Genomic DNA, 19010 nt, shown 5'->3' on the forward strand with positions numbered 1-19010 from the left:
TACACTAAAAAATTATCTACTTAAAAGATTCTAGAATCTTTATCTCAGTAGTATTTCTCAGACCCACCTTCCTGAAAAATGATCATACTGAGGTTTACACTAAAATATAGTTAATGAAGAAGTCATATTTTGTCATTCCATTATCCTTTGTATTTCATATTATATCCTTAAACCTAATACTTTTCTTATCGGTTCCAAAAGTATATAATCATGGGTATAGCATCATATATTACAACCTCTCTTGGTTATTAATCACCTATAGTATTGATTTTTACCCAACCGCAAGAAGAGAAGGTTTTGGTACCAATTTGAGGAACTTTATCAACCTATTCGTATTATTTGGATTGGTCTATTTTACCTCCTTCACTTTTCTAAGTGATAGGACCTACCCCTTAGGCTACCTCGTATTGGTATATGCCCTAATTTGTTTAATGCTAACGTTGTTTCGCATTGTATTCTATTGGGCACGCAATTTATACCGTTCAAATGGTTTAAGTAAAGGAGTACGCGTAGTCGTAATTGGCAGGGATAAAAATCTTAAAAAATTGCGTCGCATATTTGATACAGGAAGCTATGGCTATCGGTATATGGGGTATTTTGATAATACAAAATCAGGAAGTCCTACATACATAGGAACTATTCAAGATTCTTTCTCCTACATTTTTGAAAATAATGTAGAAGAAGTATACTGCATGGCTTCAAGGCTTTCTAAAAGTGAAATTCAAGAACTAATGCGTATTGCGGATAACAGCTTAAAGAAAATAAAAATTGTCCCTGACAATAAAGAATTATTTTCCAGAGCCATGTCTATTGAATTATATGGGGAGGTGCCCGTATTAAATTTAAGAGCATCCCCGTTAGAATTAGAATATGCTAATGTGGTGAAACGCATCTTTGATATTGTATTTTCTAGCTTAGTTATTGTGTTTTTGCTTTCATGGTTAACTCCTCTAGTTTGGATTTTAATGAAGATTGATTCCAAAGGCCCACTATTCTTTAAACAAAAAAGACATGGAGTAAATAGAAATACTTTTTTATGTTATAAGTTTAGATCCATGACAAAGAATGAAGATAGCGATACACAGATGGCTACAAAAGGGGATATGCGGATTACAAAATTAGGCCGAATTTTACGTAAAACGAGTATTGATGAACTACCGCAATTTTTTAACGTCTTACAAGGAAATATGAGTGTTGTAGGCCCAAGACCCCATATGCAGTTGCATACAGAACAATTTGAAAAATCTGTAGATAAATATTTGGTACGCCATTTTTTAAAACCAGGAATTACGGGGCTGGCCCAAATTAAAGGGTATCGTGGGGAGATTGTAGAAAATTCCGACATTGTAAATCGTGTACGCTATGATATATTTTACATGGAAAAATGGTCGCTTCAATTAGACTTGAGAATTATTTATTATACCGTTGTAAACGCCATACGTGGAGAAGAACGTGCCTATTAACTAATTACTAGCAAGGTAGTACAAACAGCAAAGAAAAAAATTATTACTTTAAACCCTCATTAATTTATCCGCAGTATATGGAAAAGGAACAATACAAATATTTACCGGTTGCAGAAGAAGAAAGCACTTTAAATATCCGCGAAATTCTAAGCAAATATTTACGCCATTGGCCCTGGTTTTTAGTGCTTCTCTGCCTAACGCTAGGGATAGCTGTAGCGTATTTAAAATTAGGTCCAAAAACCTACCAAACGGTATCGAGCATCATTATTAATGATGAAGAAAATGGAAGTTCTTCTGGCTCGCCTTCCAATATGGATATTGACCTTTTAAGTGGTTTAAAAACCAATAGTATTGCCAACGAGCTAGGATTACTACGTTCCAAACGTTTAATGTTCAACACCGCCAAGGCATTGAACCTCAATGTGGCATACTTAGATGATTCAGGCTTTATAAAAAAAGAACTTTACGATCAAACGCCAGTGATAGTACAGGTATTACGTTTTGATGAAAAATTATTAGAAAATGAAATAATTGAGAAGAACAATTGGTATAGAATTCGTAAAAAAGGAACTGAGAGTTTTGAGTTAATTAATGAAGCTACAGATGTTACAAAAACAATCAAATACGGTACCCCTATTGAATTAGGTTTTGCTGATTTCATCGTAAAGCCAAGCAGCGATACCTCATTATTTTCAGGTAAATGGGAGAGTGTTTTAATCGCATTTTTTCCTCTTAATAGCGTAGCAGAAAATTATTCTAAAAAATTGGCGGTAAATATTGTGGAAGAAAAATCTACTTTATTAGAATTAGGCTTAGAGGACAGAGTTAGTAAAAAAGCAGAAGATATTTTAAATCAATTGGTCTATGAATACAACAAAGAGGCCATAGAAGATAAAAACTTGATTGCCAAAAATACCGCAGATTTTATTGATGAACGTTTACAAATAATCAACGGAGAATTAGACTCCGTAGAGTCTGGCAAAGAGAATTATAAAGAGCAAAATAGGCTTACCGATATTGGTGTAGAATCTTCCATGCTAATTCAAAACGTAAGTGAATTTAATAGAGAGCAGCAACAGATCCAAACACAACTGGAGCTTACGCAGTCCATATTAAGTTATGCTGATAACGATAGCTATAACTTATTTCCATCTAACTTAGGTTTGGAAAATTCAGCATCAAATGAACTTATTTCTGAATATAATGCCTTAGTCATTGAGCGTAACAGATTAGCAGCTAGTTCTACAGAACAAAACCCAGTCGTTAAGGGAATGTCAGATCAAATTAACAGATTGAAGTACAATTTAAAGTCTAATTTAGAGGGTACGCGAAACAATTTAATGATTGCTGAGGATAATTTAAGAAGAAAATCTGGATCTCTAGGCTTTCAAATGTCCCAAATTCCTGGTCAAGAACGTCAAGTGAGGGGAATTGAACGCCAACAAGGCATCAAAGAAGCCTTGTATTTATATTTACTCCAAAAAAGAGAAGAGAACACCTTAGCACTTTCCGTTTCAGCACCCAAAGCCAAAATTGTAGATGAAGCCTTTAGTACACGTAATAGCATATCGCCAAGTCCTAAAGTAGTCTTGGGTGGAGCTATTCTATTAGCTTTATTAATCCCCGTAGTCTTTATAAGAGGCCGTGAGTTGTGGAATAATAAAATAGAAAGTAGAACGGATGTTGAAAAAGGATCTAAAGATGTACCCATTCTTGGAGAATTACCTAAGCTAGGAAAAAAAGATAGTGAATTCATCTTAAAGAATGACCGTTCTGTCTTGGCAGAATCTTTCAGGATTCTATCTGCCAATTTGCAATATGCTATGATTAATAATGCAAGCAGTAACAACGGAAAAACAATTTTCGTGACCTCTACCACTAAAGGAGAAGGAAAGACCTTTGTAGCGGTAAATTTAGCCATTACCTTGGCGCTTTCTGGTAAAAAAGTACTCTTAGTTGGGGGAGATTTAAGAAACCCGCAATTGCATCGTTTTGACACTAATTTAAAGAAAGTATTTGGCGTAAGTGACTATTTGGTAAATAGAACTCAAAATCTTTCAGAATTATACCAAGATACAGAATTGCATGAAAGTCTAAAAATACTTCCATCTGGCTCTATTCCTCCTAACCCGGCAGAACTATTTCAGATGGATCGTTTGGGAACTATGTTTGAACAATTAGAGCAAGAATTTGACTATATTGTAGTAGATACCGCTCCTGCTTTATTGGTAGCCGACACTTTTTTAATTAATAGGTTTGCTTTAGTAACATTATACGTCGTTCGCTCTGAGGTAACTAAAAAAGAGGCTTTACAATTTGTAAATGACTCCAAGAGGAGTGGCAAATTAAAAAATGTCAGTTTAGTCATTAACGATTTAAAGTTAAAAAACTTTGCCTACGGGAATAAGTATGGCTACTCCTACGGAGACTAAGCATAGAGAAGTATCTCAAACAAAAAAAGCCATTCTATATAATATAGAATGGCTTTTTTTTGTAAATGCATTAAGTTAATTATTGCAATCAGATAAAATGGTTTCAGGTAATACGGAACCATTAAACTCCGTATCCCAAGTATTTTCATCCCAGCCTATAACAGTTCCACAATTTCCTGAGTTCCAGGCAGCATTGAAATAACCCTTTTTGTTTGTCCAGCATACCTTGTTATTATAAATTTGGTTTGATTGACAGCTTGATGTGGGGCTCTGGTTCCAAATATAAACACCAACATTCGTAAAAGTTTGTTCTTTGGCGTACACCACATTGTCGTGTATCTTGATGTTTGTACCTCCAGCTATAGCAATCCCATACTGTCCTGGATTTACTAAAATATTATTTTTAACAATTACATAAGCACCTCCATTATCACCGGTCATAATACCTCCGCCGGTACCACTTGGCCCTCCCCCACGAATCCAATTCCCATATATTTCAATTGGACTTGAAGAAGTTCCGGTACTATTAAATAAATTTATGGCATCTTCGGCATAACTTTCTCCTATAAAATTTTCTAAAACATTATAGTTTATTTTATTCCCTGCACCAGTACAATTAGCAAACTGTGCCATTTGTCCTCTAGGAAAGGGTCCCACAACATTTTTAACATCGTTATTTAAAACTTTCACACCTTGACTGTATTGGGCATATACACCCGTAGAAACAGCTTCTAATGTATTGTTTTCAATTGTAATATTATTAGAAGAAACTATTAAGACTCCGTTGCCTGAAGAGTGGTGTAAATATGATTCTTTTATTACCACATTGGAACAATCTGTAAGGGTTATGGCATGTCCTGACGGATTAGAAATATCTAAACCACTTAGTATGGTATCTTTTAATCCTGTTAATACCAAAGGTTCTGAAATGATATATGGACCGCAATACGAAGAACCTTGATCCTTTTTCAACGAGGTATTATTATCCTCTTCCTCCGTTACGGGATCTTCTTCCGGTAATTCCGGTTCAGATACTTCCTCTTCTTCCTCTTCAGGAATAATCCCCTCGATGACTTCTTCCTCTAACAGCTCAGCCTCAATAACTTCAGCAATAAAGTCCGTATCCTTTTTACAAGAACTAGAATTTCCAATAAGAAAGGTTACTAAAAAAGGGATTAATAATAATCGTCTCATGATAATATATTTGTAGGTTATTTCTTCATAAATAGATTGGGGTATACTTACAAAGAAACTAATTCATCGTTATAACGCAAAGATATACGGTTAAAGTGCTCAATCGGATGTATTTTTAGCACATTTGCCAACATCACATTTTATTTTTAGTATGGACAAGAATCTTTCAAAAATTTTAAGCTTAAGGTAATTTTATCACATTAATTTATTCATAATCAGTTTACTATTTGAGGATACGCTATTTTTATATTCCCTAAAAGCTGTATAATTCAATGAAAATCACCTATTCTAGCTCTAAAACTCAAAAAGAATTAGTCCAAATAGTACGTTTACAACAAGAAAACTTATACCGTAACGTCTCAAACGAAGAAAAATTGGCGGAAGGCTTTTTAACGGTTGAGCATACGCTGCAACTCTTGGACCAAATGGGCAAGGTTTGTTCACATACCATAGCAAAAGATGAACAAGGAAACTTAGCAGGATATGCTTTAAGCATGCACCCTTCGTTTAAAGACGAAATAGATGTTCTTAAGCCCCTATTTGAAGTATTAGACCCATTGATAGCTCCAGAAGAAAAATACATGCTTATGGGGCAAATTTGCGTTTCTAAAAATCATAGAAAGCAAGGGGTATTTAGAGGCTTGTATGCCCACATGAAAAAGCATCTAGAACAAGAATATGATACCATTATTACCGAAATAGATGCCTTAAATACCAGATCAATGCAAGCACATTTGGCGGTAGGTTTTGAGGAAATGGTTAGATATATTGCTAACGAGCAAGAATGGGTGGTGGTGCGCATGCAACTCTAAGAAATACTCAGACTTTATTGCCCACAAACTATAGCATGAAGATACTACGAATACCTTTTGAATACTACTAATGCTTATTAATAGCTACTAAACTGTTATGAATAGCTATTAAGGTAATCTACTCTCAGGAGTAATGCGTTTTGGGATACTACAGTTGTTAGGAATAAGAATCATCAAGGATAAGAAACTTATATAAACAAAAAAAGTCCTCAATATTTCTATTGAGGACTTGATTAAAAAAAGGCGACGACCTACTCTCCCACTTGGTATAGCAGTACCATCGGCGCTGATAGGCTTAACTTCCCTGTTCGGAATGGTAAGGGGTGGACCCTATCGCCATGGTCACCTTAAATCGTTGTACTACACAAATGCATAGTAACTAATATTGTTAACATATTAAAGGGACAAAATGGTGTATAAAACACACACTATAAACACAGTTTTAGATTAAATCTAAAGTAAGCTACGATTTTTGGTTATTATATCTTTAAAAAAAGGAAGTCCGCCCCCTAATCAAAGGGGGCAAGTTGTGCAAGCCTATGGGCTATTAGTATCACTTGGCTACAGACATTACTGCCCTTCTACCTATGACCTATCAACGTAGTCATCTCCTACGGCCCTTTAAAGAAATCTCATCTTGTGGCTGGTTTCGCGCTTATATGCTTTCAGCGCTTATCCAATCCCGACATAGCTACCCAGCAATGCTCCTGGCGGAACAACTGGTGCACCAGAGGTCAGTCCAACTCGGTCCTCTCGTACTAGAGTCAGATCCACGCAAATTTCTAACGCCCGCAGTAGATAGAGACCGAACTGTCTCACGACGTTCTGAACCCAGCTCGCGTGCCACTTTAATGGGCGAACAGCCCAACCCTTGGGACCTTCTCCAGCCCCAGGATGTGACGAGCCGACATCGAGGTGCCAAACCCCCCCGTCGATATGAGCTCTTGGGGGAGATCAGCCTGTTATCCCCGGCGTACCTTTTATCCTTTGAGCGATGGCCCTTCCATACGGAACCACCGGATCACTATGCTCTTGTTTCCAACCTGTTCGGCCTGTATGCCTCTCAGTCAAGCACCCTTGTGCCATTGCACTCTACGTACGATTACCAACCGTACTGAGGGTACCTTTAGAAGCCTCCGTTACTCTTTTGGAGGCGACCACCCCAGTCAAACTACCCACCACGCACTGTTCCCTAGTGTTAGGGTTAGGCCCTAGATAAGCAAAGGCTGGTATTTCAACAATGACTCCACAACGCCTGGCGACGCCGCTTCAAAGTCTCCCAGCTATCCTACACATTACTTACCCAGAACCAATACGAAGCTATAGTAAAGGTGCACGGGGTCTTTTCGTCCCACTGCGGGTAACCGGCATCTTCACCGATACTACAATTTCACCGAGCTCATGGCCGAGACAGTGTCCAGATCGTTGCACCATTCGTGCAGGTCGGAACTTACCCGACAAGGAATTTCGCTACCTTAGGACCGTTATAGTTACGGCCGCCGTTTACTGGGGCTTCAATTCAATGCTTCGCCGAAACTAACATCTCCTCTTAACCTTCCAGCACCGGGCAGGTGTCAGGCCCTATACTTCATCTTTCGATTTTGCAGAGCCCTGTGTTTTTGATAAACAGTCGCCTGGACCTCTTCACTGCGGCCCTCCTAAAAGGAGGGCGACCCTTCTCCCGAAGTTACGGGTCTATTTTGCCTAGTTCCTTAGCCATGAATCTCTCGAGCGCCTTAGAATACTCATCCCAACCACCTGTGTCGGTTTACGGTACGGGCTGCTTCACTTGTTTTTCTCGGAGGATGTTACGCTGGATTATCGACGCAGCCGAAGCTTTGTCGTACTATCGGGGTGTTACCACTCCCTTCAACGTGCTATTCCGTCAGCACGCACCAACACCACATCCCCGTCACTTTTAGCGTGAGCAGGTAGCAGAATATTAACTGCTTGTCCATCCACTACCCCTTTCGGGTTCGCGTTAGGTCCCGACTGACCCCCAGCTGATTAGCATAGCTGGGGAAACCTTGGTCTTTCGGCGTGCGGGTTTCTCGCCCGCATTATCGTTACTTATGCCTACATTTTCGTTTCTATGCGTTCCAGCAACCCTTACAGATCACCTTCAACACACATAGAATGCTCCCCTACCCCTCTGTACCGAGTACAGAAGCCATAGCTTCGGTGGTATACTTATGCCCGATTATTATCCATGCGGAATCGCTCGACCAGTGAGCTGTTACGCACTCTTTAAATGAATGGCTGCTTCCAAGCCAACATCCTGGCTGTCAATGCAATTCCACCGCGTTATATCAACTTAGTATACACTTGGGGACCTTAGCTGATGGTCCGGGTTCTTTCCCTCTCGGACATGGACCTTAGCACCCATGCCCTCACTGCTGCAAAACATTTTATAGCATTCGGAGTTTGTCAGGAATTGGTAGGCGGTGAAGCCCCCGCATCCAATCAGTAGCTCTACCTCTATAAAACTATTGCAACGCTGCACCTAAATGCATTTCGGGGAGTACGAGCTATTTCCGAGTTTGATTGGCCTTTCACCCCTACCCACAGGTCATCCCAAGACTTTTCAACGTCAACGGGTTCGGTCCTCCACTTTGGGTTAACAAAGCTTCAACCTGCCCATGGGTAGATCACACGGTTTCGCGTCTACTACTACTAACTATGGCGCCCTATTCAGACTCGCTTTCGCTACGGCTCCGATTCTTAAAATCTTAACCTTGCTAGTAAAAGTAACTCGTAGGCTCATTATGCAAAAGGCACGCCGTCACCCCAAAGGGCTCCGACCGCTTGTAAGCGTATGGTTTCAGGATCTTTTTCACTCCGTTATTCACGGTTCTTTTCACCTTTCCCTCACGGTACTGGTTCACTATCGGTCTCTCAGGAGTATTTAGCCTTACCGGATGGTCCCGGCAAATTCATACAAGGTTTCACGTGCCCCGCACTACTCAGGATACCACTATCAATAACGTTCTTTACTTATACCGGGCTATCACCGTCTTCGGCCTATCTTTCCAAATAGTTCTAATTCATCGCGCATCAAATAGCGTGGTCCTACAACCCCAGCATTGCCGAAACAATACTGGTTTGGGCTAATCCGCGTTCGCTCGCCACTACTAACGGAATCACTTTTGTTTTCTCCTCCTCCGGCTACTTAGATGTTTCAGTTCACCGGGTTTGCTTGATCTTACGATCACGACTGGCCTTCAACCAGACAGGTTGCCCCATTCGGATATCCGCGGATCACAAGTTGTGTGCACCTCCCCGCAGCTTTTCGCAGCTTATCACGTCCTTCATCGCCTCTGAGAGCCTAGGCATCCCCCATACGCCCTTTTCTAGCTTGTCACTAGTCCTTTTTATTCTATTATATATAATTACTACTGTATAAATACAGCAGTACCTCTATCGTACTTTACTCTATTTTTAAATTTGTGTTTACTGTGATTACAATATCCCTGAAGATAATTGTAATTCACTTTGTCCCAATATGTCAATGAACTTTTTTCCCCTCCTACTCCCCCAAAGGGGGAGAGCACTTACTCGTGCTTATTCCTTCCCTTAGGGAAGGCTAGGATGGGATAGTGGAGAATATCGGAGTCGAACCGATGACCTCCTGCGTGCAAGGCAGGCGCTCTAGCCAGCTGAGCTAATCCCCCGTCTTTTAGTGATCAGTTAACAGTTATTAGTTAACAGTACTTATAACGGCTATACTCAACCTCTAAAATTTCCTTTCAAGTGATACCAAATTAATTAGTATCCTTATTTTAATGAACGTTTTTCTAAATCAAACTCTTAATCAATTCCTTAACTAAAAATCTACTTTAGGCAGTAGTCTCAGGCAGACTCGAACTGCCGACCTCTACATTATCAGTGTAGCGCTCTAACCAGCTGAGCTATGAGACTCTCACTTTGCGAATCTTGCGACTCAATCAATATTATAATAACATAATTATAAGACAGCAATTTGAAATACATAACATAACTAAAAAAATATAAGGACTAGAACTCTTTCGTTTTTATTAATTGAGATGTCTTTCTCTAGAAAGGAGGTGTTCCAGCCGCACCTTCCGGTACGGCTACCTTGTTACGACTTAGCCCTAGTTACCGATCTTGCCCTAGGCCGCTCCTTACGGTGACGGACTTCAGGCACTCCCGGCTTCCATGGCTTGACGGGCGGTGTGTACAAGGCCCGGGAACGTATTCACCGGATCATGGCTGATATCCGATTACTAGCGATTCCAGCTTCACGGAGTCGAGTTGCAGACTCCGATCCGAACTGTGATCGGTTTTATAGATTCGCTCCTTATCGCTAAGTGGCTGCTCTCTGTACCGACCATTGTAGCACGTGTGTGGCCCAGGACGTAAGGGCCGTGATGATTTGACGTCATCCCCACCTTCCTCACGGTTTGCACCGGCAGTCTCGTTAGAGTCCCCATCATGACATGCTGGCAACTAACGACAGGGGTTGCGCTCGTTATAGGACTTAACCTGACACCTCACGGCACGAGCTGACGACAACCATGCAGCACCTTGTAAATTGTCCGAAGAAAAGTCTATCTCTAAACCTGTCAATCTACATTTAAGCCCTGGTAAGGTTCCTCGCGTATCATCGAATTAAACCACATGCTCCACCGCTTGTGCGGGCCCCCGTCAATTCCTTTGAGTTTCATTCTTGCGAACGTACTCCCCAGGTGGGATACTTATCACTTTCGCTTGGCCGCTCAGTCCGAAAACCGAACAGCTAGTATCCATCGTTTACGGCGTGGACTACCAGGGTATCTAATCCTGTTCGCTACCCACGCTTTCGTCCATCAGCGTCAGTGTATAGTTAGTGACCTGCCTTCGCAATCGGTATTCTAAGTAATATCTATGCATTTCACCGCTACACTACTTATTCTAGCCACTTCACTATAACTCAAGACCGCCAGTATCAAAGGCAGTGCATACGGTTGAGCCGCAGCATTTCACCTCTGACTTAACAGCCCGCCTACGGACCCTTTAAACCCAATAATTCCGGATAACGCTCGGACCCTCCGTATTACCGCGGCTGCTGGCACGGAGTTAGCCGGTCCTTATTCTTACAGTACCGTCATCAATCTACACGTAGATCTTATTCTTCCTGTATAAAAGTAGTTTACAACCCATAGGGCAGTCTTCCTACACGCGGCATGGCTGGATCAGACTTCCGTCCATTGTCCAATATTCCTCACTGCTGCCTCCCGTAGGAGTCTGGTCCGTGTCTCAGTACCAGTGTGGGGGATCTCCCTCTCAGGACCCCTACTCATCGAAGTCTTGGTAAGCCGTTACCTTACCAACTAACTAATGAGACGCATGCTCATCTCTTACCGTAACCTTTAATATTAAACCGATGCCAGTCTAATATCACATAAGATATTAATCCAAATTTCTCTGGGCTATCCCTTAGTAAGAGGTAGATTGCATACGCGTTGCGCACCCGTGCGCCGGTCGTCAGCGGAGCAAGCTCCCTGTTACCCCTCGACTTGCATGTGTTAGGCCTGCCGCTAGCGTTCATCCTGAGCCAGGATCAAACTCTTCATCGTTGTTTTGTAAATATTATTTAACATCTATTAACCAACTAACAAATCATCCGAATCCTAGCCCTCTATATTCTTTAAGCTATTATGTTAATTCAATTTATTTAATTACCGTTTCCAGTAATTAAACGCTGTCTTACAATATGTCAATGAACTTTTTATCTCTTTTACTCTCCGCTTAATTAAGTATCGTTGTTTCCCTAAGCGGCTGCAAATATACACCCTCTTTTAAAACCCACAAGCGTTTTTGGAAAAAAAATTCAATCTTTTTTTTGACGTTTTTATAACACCCTAGAAACAAAGACTTAACAACAAATTAATTTCTGAAATTATAGCAAAGAAATACAGAAATCAGCATTCTTATTTAAAAAAGAACCCTCACCGCCATAACCCAAATAACCAAAAAAGATCTAGATAAGCTTACCCTCCCTCTCAAGATTACATCAAATTCTACTACACAAAGACCAAAAATTACCTAACAGTTCTTTTTAGAAACAAAATAAACATCTTAAAAAATAGGAAACATCATTTTTGAGCACAACCAAAAGGAACCTCGAAAACAAATACATCAACATCAACTAAAAAAACCAACAACTAATATGAAACTATAGTCACCCCACAGCTACAAAACCATAGATCTACGCACTAAAAAATACCCCATTGAAAACAAGGAGTCATAAGATCCCCAAACAACCCACAAAACATCAACCTTAAAAAGAAAGAGAACATAAAGCCGTAACGAAAAACAAATCATCAATAAATAAGCACATCAACTAAAAACAAATGAAATACAGCCACAGGAGCATCTTAATTCACAGACAAAAAGAAAACAGGTCATCATACAGCAAAGAACCAGATGAAGTAACCGCTACAAACCACTAACCCACCTTAGCTTGTAAACCATAGCACAAACACTAATGAAAGGCAACGAGGCAAACAGCCCAAAACAAAAAAAATCCAGCGAAGAGACCTTCACTGGATTTTTATAATATGTGTAATTGTTCTTCTATAAAAGAAGACCATTTATTTAATTTTGCTTAATCTGCTAAAACGATGACTTTATTATCTTTCATTTCAACAGTACCACTAGAGATTACTAAAGTAATTGCCCCTGTAGCCGACTTAGAAAATTTTGTTTTGTAAGCCTCCGCAATAACTACATTGTTACCTTGAATTTTAACAACACCTTCTTGCAATAAAGAAACGATAGGTGCGTGATTCGCTAACATTTGAAACTCTCCGTTTATCCCTGGTACAGTTACCGAAATAACTTCTCCTGAAAATAAGGTAGCTTCTGGTGATACGATTTCTAAATACATCTTTTTAGTATTAAGTAGTTTGTAACTAGCACTAAGGTTTCTTAGTACTAGCTACTTTATTCTATTTAAGCTTCCGCTAGCATTTTCTCACCAGCTTCAATAGCTTCCTCGATAGTACCTTTAAGGTTAAAAGCAGATTCTGGTAAGTGATCTAACTCACCATCCATAATCATATTAAACCCTTTGATAGTTTCTTTAATATCTACCAACACCCCTTTAAGTCCTGTAAACTGTTCTGCTACGTGGAAAGGCTGAGATAAGAAACGTTGTACACGACGAGCTCTACCTACTGCTAATTTATCTTCTTCAGATAATTCCTCCATCCCTAAGATGGCAATAATATCTTGAAGTTCTTTATAACGTTGTAATAACTCTTTTACATTTTGAGCACACTCATAATGATCTTTTCCTAAAATATCTGCAGTTAAAATTCTAGATGTAGAATCTAAAGGATCTACCGCTGGGTAAATACCTAACTCTGCAATTTTACGAGAAAGTACGGTTGTTGCATCTAAATGCGCGAACGTAGTTGCTGGTGCTGGATCTGTTAAATCATCTGCAGGAACGTAAACCGCCTGTACCGATGTAATAGAACCTCTTTTTGTTGATGTAATACGCTCTTGCATGGCACCCATCTCTGTTGCCAAAGTTGGTTGATACCCTACCGCAGAAGGCATACGACCTAAAAGAGCCGAAACCTCTGAACCTGCTTGCGTAAAACGGAAAATATTATCTACGAAGAATAAAACATCCTTACCTTGACCTTCACCTGCACCATCACGGAAATATTCTGCGATCGTTAAACCAGATAAAGCAACACGCGCACGTGCTCCAGGAGGCTCATTCATCTGACCAAAAACGAAAGTCGCTTTTGATTCTTTCATTAAGTTTTTATCTACTTTAGATAAATCCCATCCACCTTCTTCCATAGAGTGCATGAAATCATCACCGTATTTTATAATCCCTGATTCTAACATCTCACGAAGTAAATCATTACCCTCACGAGTACGTTCCCCTACCCCAGCAAATACAGAAAGACCACCATGACCTTTTGCAATGTTGTTAATAAGCTCTTGGATTAATACTGTTTTACCTACACCTGCACCACCAAATAAACCAATTTTACCACCTTTAGCATAAGGCTCAATTAAATCGATTACTTTGATACCTGTAAAAAGTACTTCAGTAGATGTTGATAAATCTTCGAATTTTGGAGCTTCTCTGTGAATTGGAAGACCATCTTTACCTGATTTAGGTAAATCTCCAAGACCATCAATAGCATCTCCGATTACGTTGAACAAACGGCCATATACATCATCACCAACTGGCATTTGTATTGCACTACCTGTAGCAACAACTTCGGTTCCTCTACTTAAACCATCAGTAGAATCCATAGAAATAGTTCTAACGGAATTTTCACCAATGTGAGATTGAACTTCTAATACTAAAAGAGAACCATCCTTTTTCTTGATCTCTAGAGAATCATAGATTTTTGGAAGTTCAGAACCTGATTGAAATTCAACATCAACAACCGGCCCGATTATTTGGGAAACTTTACCTGTAACTTTAGACATTACCTAAGTATTTATGTTTAGAATTAAAGCGTGTGAGAAATACAATCCGCTATGTTTTAGCTTCCTGTGTTTTTCAGGCTGCAAAGATATGTTTTTAACTTTTAAATAGAAATTGTTTTTTTCTTTTTTATGAACATAAAAAAAGCACCCTTAAAAAGGTGCTTTTTTTTACTATTATTTATGCTATACCTACTGTAAACCAGCAGCATAGTTTGTTGGATAATCTGAAGGGCTTAACAAAGAACCCGAGGCTTCGAAGTTAGAACCATACGTTACATCAATAGCTTTCATGAATTCATTCGCTAAAAATGAATACCCTCTAGCTGTTGGATGAACACCATCTAAAGAAAAGGCACCACCTGTAGCCAAGTTAGACTTTAATATAAAGTCTCCCGTTGCAATACCCGAAGTAGCCAATTCACTCAAGATACTATTTACATCTACAAGTGCTAAGCCTGCTTGGCTAGCATTTGCCGCTATAACATCATTAAAAGCACTCACTGCTACTGCTATTTCTTCTTGTTCACTAGGCAGTAATACCCATTTATCTGCCAAAGGCATGGTTATACCTTCTAAAGAAAATTGTGTAGCCAAAGCTTCTGACAAACCTTGCGATTGCAAGAATGCAACCGAATCTGTATTTACAGTACCGATTATTGAAGAACTAGGCAGCACTAATAAATCTGCAGCAGTTGCTTGCCTTGCTTGACCATAAATAGTACCAAATAGATTTGCTACTAATGGCGCTGCTTGCGCTGGCAAACCAAAAGACTGCACAAATACAGGAAATGTATCACTGCCATTTAATACTGTTTCTATCTGAGCAGATAAATCCGTTAACGATTCATCCTTAACCACCACTGCACTAGCCGCGGTTTCTGAAAAAACTATTTGACGATCTGTAGCACCAGTAACTCCCTGGCTCTCTAAAAATGCAAATACCTGATTTAATTGACCAAATACGCCATTAAGCGTTGGAATCTGAGGCCCAAATGCTTCATTAGCCGGACTTAAAGGGCTAAATGGTACCGTAGTAAAATGAGGAATACTAGTTACATTTGGTATATTAGCCACAACTCCTTTTGCGCCATTTGCCGTTAAAGCACCAATTAAAGTAGCATAAGTGGCACTAAAACCAACTCCTACCGCTCCTTCTACAGGAGTTAAAGGATTTGTACCATCACCTCCAGATAACGCATAGCCAAGCACATCATTATTACCAATCCACAACGAAAAAAATGTTGGCGCTTGTGCTAAGGTTAAATCTAACACACTAGCATTTGGGGTTGCCCCGGTCATACGAACAAAATACGGGTTCGCTAATCCTAGCGATAGATTTGCTATATTACCGTAACCAGGTGCTAATAAATGAAAACTTTTTGCCCCAGGTACCCCCATATTATTAAAAGGCCCCGTAGGGTTATTAAATGCTAAATCTGTACTTACGGTAACAGAGGTTCCCAGTAAATCTTCTAGACCAACGGGTGCTGATTTACTAAGATCAAATACTAAACGCGGTTGCAGAATACGGGTACCCGCAACAGCAATCCCCCCAACATTATCATTCATCAATGGCTGCGTAAAATCTCCACCACCGATTAATGCAAATTTCTGAGATAACATATTAGGTAATGAGTTTTCTTGCGATGCAACAAATAATGCATTGTCTGTAAAACCAGCTGTTAGTGAATTCCCAACAGCAACAAAATTAGAAAAGTCTGCAGAACCCGCTACAAGCGCAGGGGAATCTACCATTAGCTCTGCCTCTACTCTATCTACATCTTCAATATCATTACACGCAAAAAATGTAAGTGACACCGCAGACAACAGGATATATTTTATATTCTTCATCTTAATTTTTTAGTTTATTAATTATTAATTGTCCAAGATAAGTAGTACATAGATCCTATAAATCCTGTACCGAAAGCAGTGAAATACTCATCACCTAAAATATTGGTACCTCCCAATTTGAAAGAAGATTTAATACTTGGAACCGTATAGCTTATTTGAGCATCTAATGTATGGAACTCAGGAACCACACCATTACCAAACGTAGCTTCCCAGAAATAATCATCACTAAATCTATACGCAAGATTGAAACCAAAATTTTCAAATAAGGCATCATTCCCGAAATTAGCTTTAAACTTATGCTCTGGTGTATTGAAGCTAGACATGAAATCTGGATTTGCTTCTTGATCAAAATCTTGCTTCGTGAAGGTATAACTTCCTCCTAAATCATAATTTCCTAAGACCTTCATGGTCAAACCTAATGAAGCACCGTAAGAATTAATATCTACATCGGAGTTGGTATACGCACTATAGCGCTGAAAATCATCATTTCTAATTGCATCTACAGAAGCACCACCATCACCGGCAACACCATAGAAAGTAGCATCTACAACTTCTTGCGAAATAAAATCTTTATAATTATTATAGTAAGCACTAAAATCTACCACTAACTTATTTATTTTACCTCTATAGCCTACTTCAAAAGAAGTAACTTGTTCTGCTTCTACTAAATCTGCATTGGACACCCTTAAATCATCAGCATTTCTGGTTACCTTGAATGTTTCTACTGATTGTGCAGAGTAGGTATCACCATAAGCAACCGCACCTGTTTGCGTAACTTCTGCTGGATTACCATCTAACTGACCACTTTCACTAACCGCAAAAGTTCTGGTATAACGATCTAAATTGTCTTCCGCAGAACCAATTAAAATTGCTCTACCCGCATCTAATCCAATAAATAAATCTTGAGTAGTTGGATTTCTAAAACCAGTTTGCACCGATGCTCTAATATTATGATCTCTGTTTAAGCTGTAGCCTGCAGAAATACGTGGAGAAAAGAAACCATCGAAAAATTCCGACTTATCATAACGTACAGAACCTGTTAATTTTAAACTCTTATCATCCGAAAAATCGAATTTCTTTTGAATTTGTGTATACACACCATACTCTGAGTATCCAATAGGTCCATCAAAATCTGTATAGATAGTTCCAAAAGAATTTAAGCTATATCTTCTAAAAGAACCACCCACTTGAATCTCTGCAAAATCTGTTAAATGTCCGAAGTTATAATTAGCATCTGCATGGTAATATTTAGAAGCGTCTTTAAATTGAGATCCTGTAGCTAAATCTGGATCTTTAATTACGCGATCAAATGCCGATTGAAATTCTGGCGTTCCAGGCAAATAACGACCTGTATCTGCAACTGATCTTGCCGCAGCATGTTTTTGATCATCTGTTAAACCTGAAGGATTACCACTAAGCTCGATTCCTGCATACGTCTGAATATAATCTCCAAACCAATCTTCATCTGACTTCCATGATCTGTTAATGTTGATTCCGGTAAAAACCATATCATAAGAATCACCAGCTTTATCACCAACTAAATAACCTCTTACAAAGAAATTATCATTTTTAATTTCTAATTTATGTTGTTCCTGAAAAAACCCATTAATATTATACCTATTAGTTCCCTGATAGATCGTAGTTCCCGTACCCACCTTACCTACATAAGAGAATTCAAGATTACTATCTTCTATAGGACGGTAATAAAGGCCCCAATCTGCCTTAATGCTTTCTGCATTGTAGTTGGTTAAGTCACTTTCATTATACCCAGTTCTACTTACCACCACGTTTGGAATGATACCCAAACCAGAAGCAGAACGTATGTTTGTAGAAACTTCATCTCCATACACATTGATACCATCATAATTATAGTTGGCTCTTGTTCTCGTAGGATCAAATTTATCTACTTCACTTGTAGCAGCCCAATCCGTACCTTTTAAATATCCGAAGTTAGCTTTGATTGCAAATTTATCTGAGAATTTGTGAGCTGCACGAATTCCAAAATCAGTATAAGCATTATCCCCAGAAGCTTCTTGAGAAGTAATACCTCTTTTTATAGATACACTAATACCTTCATGATCAAACGGACTTTTACTTCTCATAAAAAGAATACCATTAAAGGCATTCGCACCATAAAGCGCAGAAGACGCCCCAGGCAGCAATTCTACACTTTGAACATCTGTCTCTACCATACCCACTAAATTTCCAATCGGGAAATTTAATGCTGGAGTAGAATTATCCATTCCATCTACCAATTGCATGAATCTAGTATTTGCAAAGGTTGCAAACCCTCTTGTATTTACAGACTTAAATGTTAAACTGTTGGTGTTAACATCTACACCTTTTAAATTTTCCAGGCCACCGTAAAAATCGGCCGCCGTTGTATTTTTAATTTGTTCAATCCCAAATCGCTCCACGGTTACTGGAGATTCAAAAATACGCTCTGGTGTTCTTGAAGCCGATATGACAATTTCATCTAAAAGTGTTTGCGATTCCGTTAAAGAAACAGAAACATTTTGGTTATTAGCCGTAATGCTCACTGTACTTTCAGAATAGCCTATACTTGAGACTTTTAATTTGAAAGGGGGTACTTCTGATGTTTCTAGCACAAAATTACCATCAAAGTCAGACACTGTTCCTACAGTTTTACCGACGATCACTACATTTGAACCAGGAATTGGTTGCCCATCTTGATCTACTACATTTCCTTTTACTGTGGTTTGAGAGAATCCCAATGTTCCCACCAAAAGGAAGAATACATACATTATTGTTTTCATTCGAGGGAGTTAAGTTTA

Annotated in this window: 8 protein-coding genes, 2 tRNA genes and 3 rRNA genes; 3 read left to right on the forward strand and 10 right to left on the reverse strand. The window is 39.2% G+C overall.

Features of this window, described 5'->3' with window-relative positions; all coding sequences use genetic code 11:
* The first annotated feature begins 113 nt into the window (after positions 1-113).
* Both M666_RS03490 and M666_RS03495 read left to right on the forward strand, forming a co-directional pair.
* Positions 114-1463 (forward strand): undecaprenyl-phosphate glucose phosphotransferase, encoded by a 1350-nt coding sequence (locus M666_RS03490; protein ID WP_029445096.1) that lies wholly within the window; start codon positions 114-116, stop codon positions 1461-1463.
* Positions 1464-1540: 77 nt separating this feature from the next.
* Complete coding sequence (locus M666_RS03495) at positions 1541-3895, forward strand: GumC family protein (protein ID WP_029445097.1); 2355 nt, start codon at positions 1541-1543, stop codon at positions 3893-3895.
* Positions 3896-3970: 75 nt separating this feature from the next.
* On the opposite strand, the gene M666_RS03500 is transcribed toward M666_RS03495, so the two are convergent.
* Positions 3971-5089, reverse strand: a complete 1119-nt coding sequence (locus tag M666_RS03500; protein WP_029445098.1) for a right-handed parallel beta-helix repeat-containing protein — start codon at positions 5087-5089, stop codon at positions 3971-3973.
* Between the two features lie 272 nt (positions 5090-5361).
* On the opposite strand from M666_RS03500, the gene M666_RS03505 reads away from it, so the two are divergent.
* On the forward strand, positions 5362-5901 hold the full coding sequence (locus M666_RS03505) for a GNAT family N-acetyltransferase (protein WP_029445099.1): 540 nt from the start codon (positions 5362-5364) through the stop codon (positions 5899-5901).
* Positions 5902-6139: 238 nt separating this feature from the next.
* Here the strand turns inward: M666_RS03505 and rrf are convergent.
* The 9 genes from rrf to M666_RS03550 all read right to left on the reverse strand — a co-directional run bounded on the left by rrf (position 6140) and on the right by M666_RS03550 (position 18992).
* Positions 6140-6251 (reverse strand): 5S ribosomal RNA (gene rrf / locus M666_RS03510).
* Between the two features lie 177 nt (positions 6252-6428).
* Positions 6429-9263 (reverse strand): 23S ribosomal RNA (locus tag M666_RS03515).
* 235 nt (positions 9264-9498) lie between these two features.
* Positions 9499-9572 (reverse strand) — tRNA-Ala (locus M666_RS03520).
* A 173-nt stretch (positions 9573-9745) separates the two neighbouring features.
* Positions 9746-9819, reverse strand: a tRNA-Ile gene (locus M666_RS03525).
* Positions 9820-9958: 139 nt separating this feature from the next.
* Positions 9959-11477 (reverse strand): 16S ribosomal RNA (locus M666_RS03530).
* Together the 16S, 23S and 5S rRNA genes with 2 tRNA genes alongside form the textbook arrangement of a ribosomal RNA operon.
* A 1031-nt stretch (positions 11478-12508) precedes the next feature.
* Complete coding sequence (locus M666_RS03535) at positions 12509-12790, reverse strand: F0F1 ATP synthase subunit delta/epsilon (protein ID WP_025616516.1); 282 nt, start codon at positions 12788-12790, stop codon at positions 12509-12511.
* Positions 12791-12855: 65 nt separating this feature from the next.
* The gene (atpD, locus tag M666_RS03540) at positions 12856-14364 is read right to left on the reverse strand and encodes a F0F1 ATP synthase subunit beta (protein ID WP_029447729.1); all 1509 of its coding nucleotides are present in this window, start codon (positions 14362-14364) and stop codon (positions 12856-12858) included.
* A 189-nt stretch (positions 14365-14553) separates the two neighbouring features.
* Entirely contained in the window at positions 14554-16215 is a 1662-nt protein-coding gene (locus M666_RS03545) for an SGNH/GDSL hydrolase family protein (RefSeq protein WP_029447728.1), read from the reverse strand.
* Positions 16216-16232: 17 nt separating this feature from the next.
* On the reverse strand, positions 16233-18992 hold the full coding sequence (locus M666_RS03550) for a TonB-dependent receptor (RefSeq protein ID WP_029447727.1): 2760 nt from the start codon (positions 18990-18992) through the stop codon (positions 16233-16235).
* Positions 18993-19010: the final 18 nt, after the last annotated feature.

It is taken from the genome of Cellulophaga baltica 18 (genome assembly GCF_000468615.2).
Classification (GTDB): Bacteria; Bacteroidota; Bacteroidia; order Flavobacteriales; family Flavobacteriaceae; genus Cellulophaga; species Cellulophaga baltica.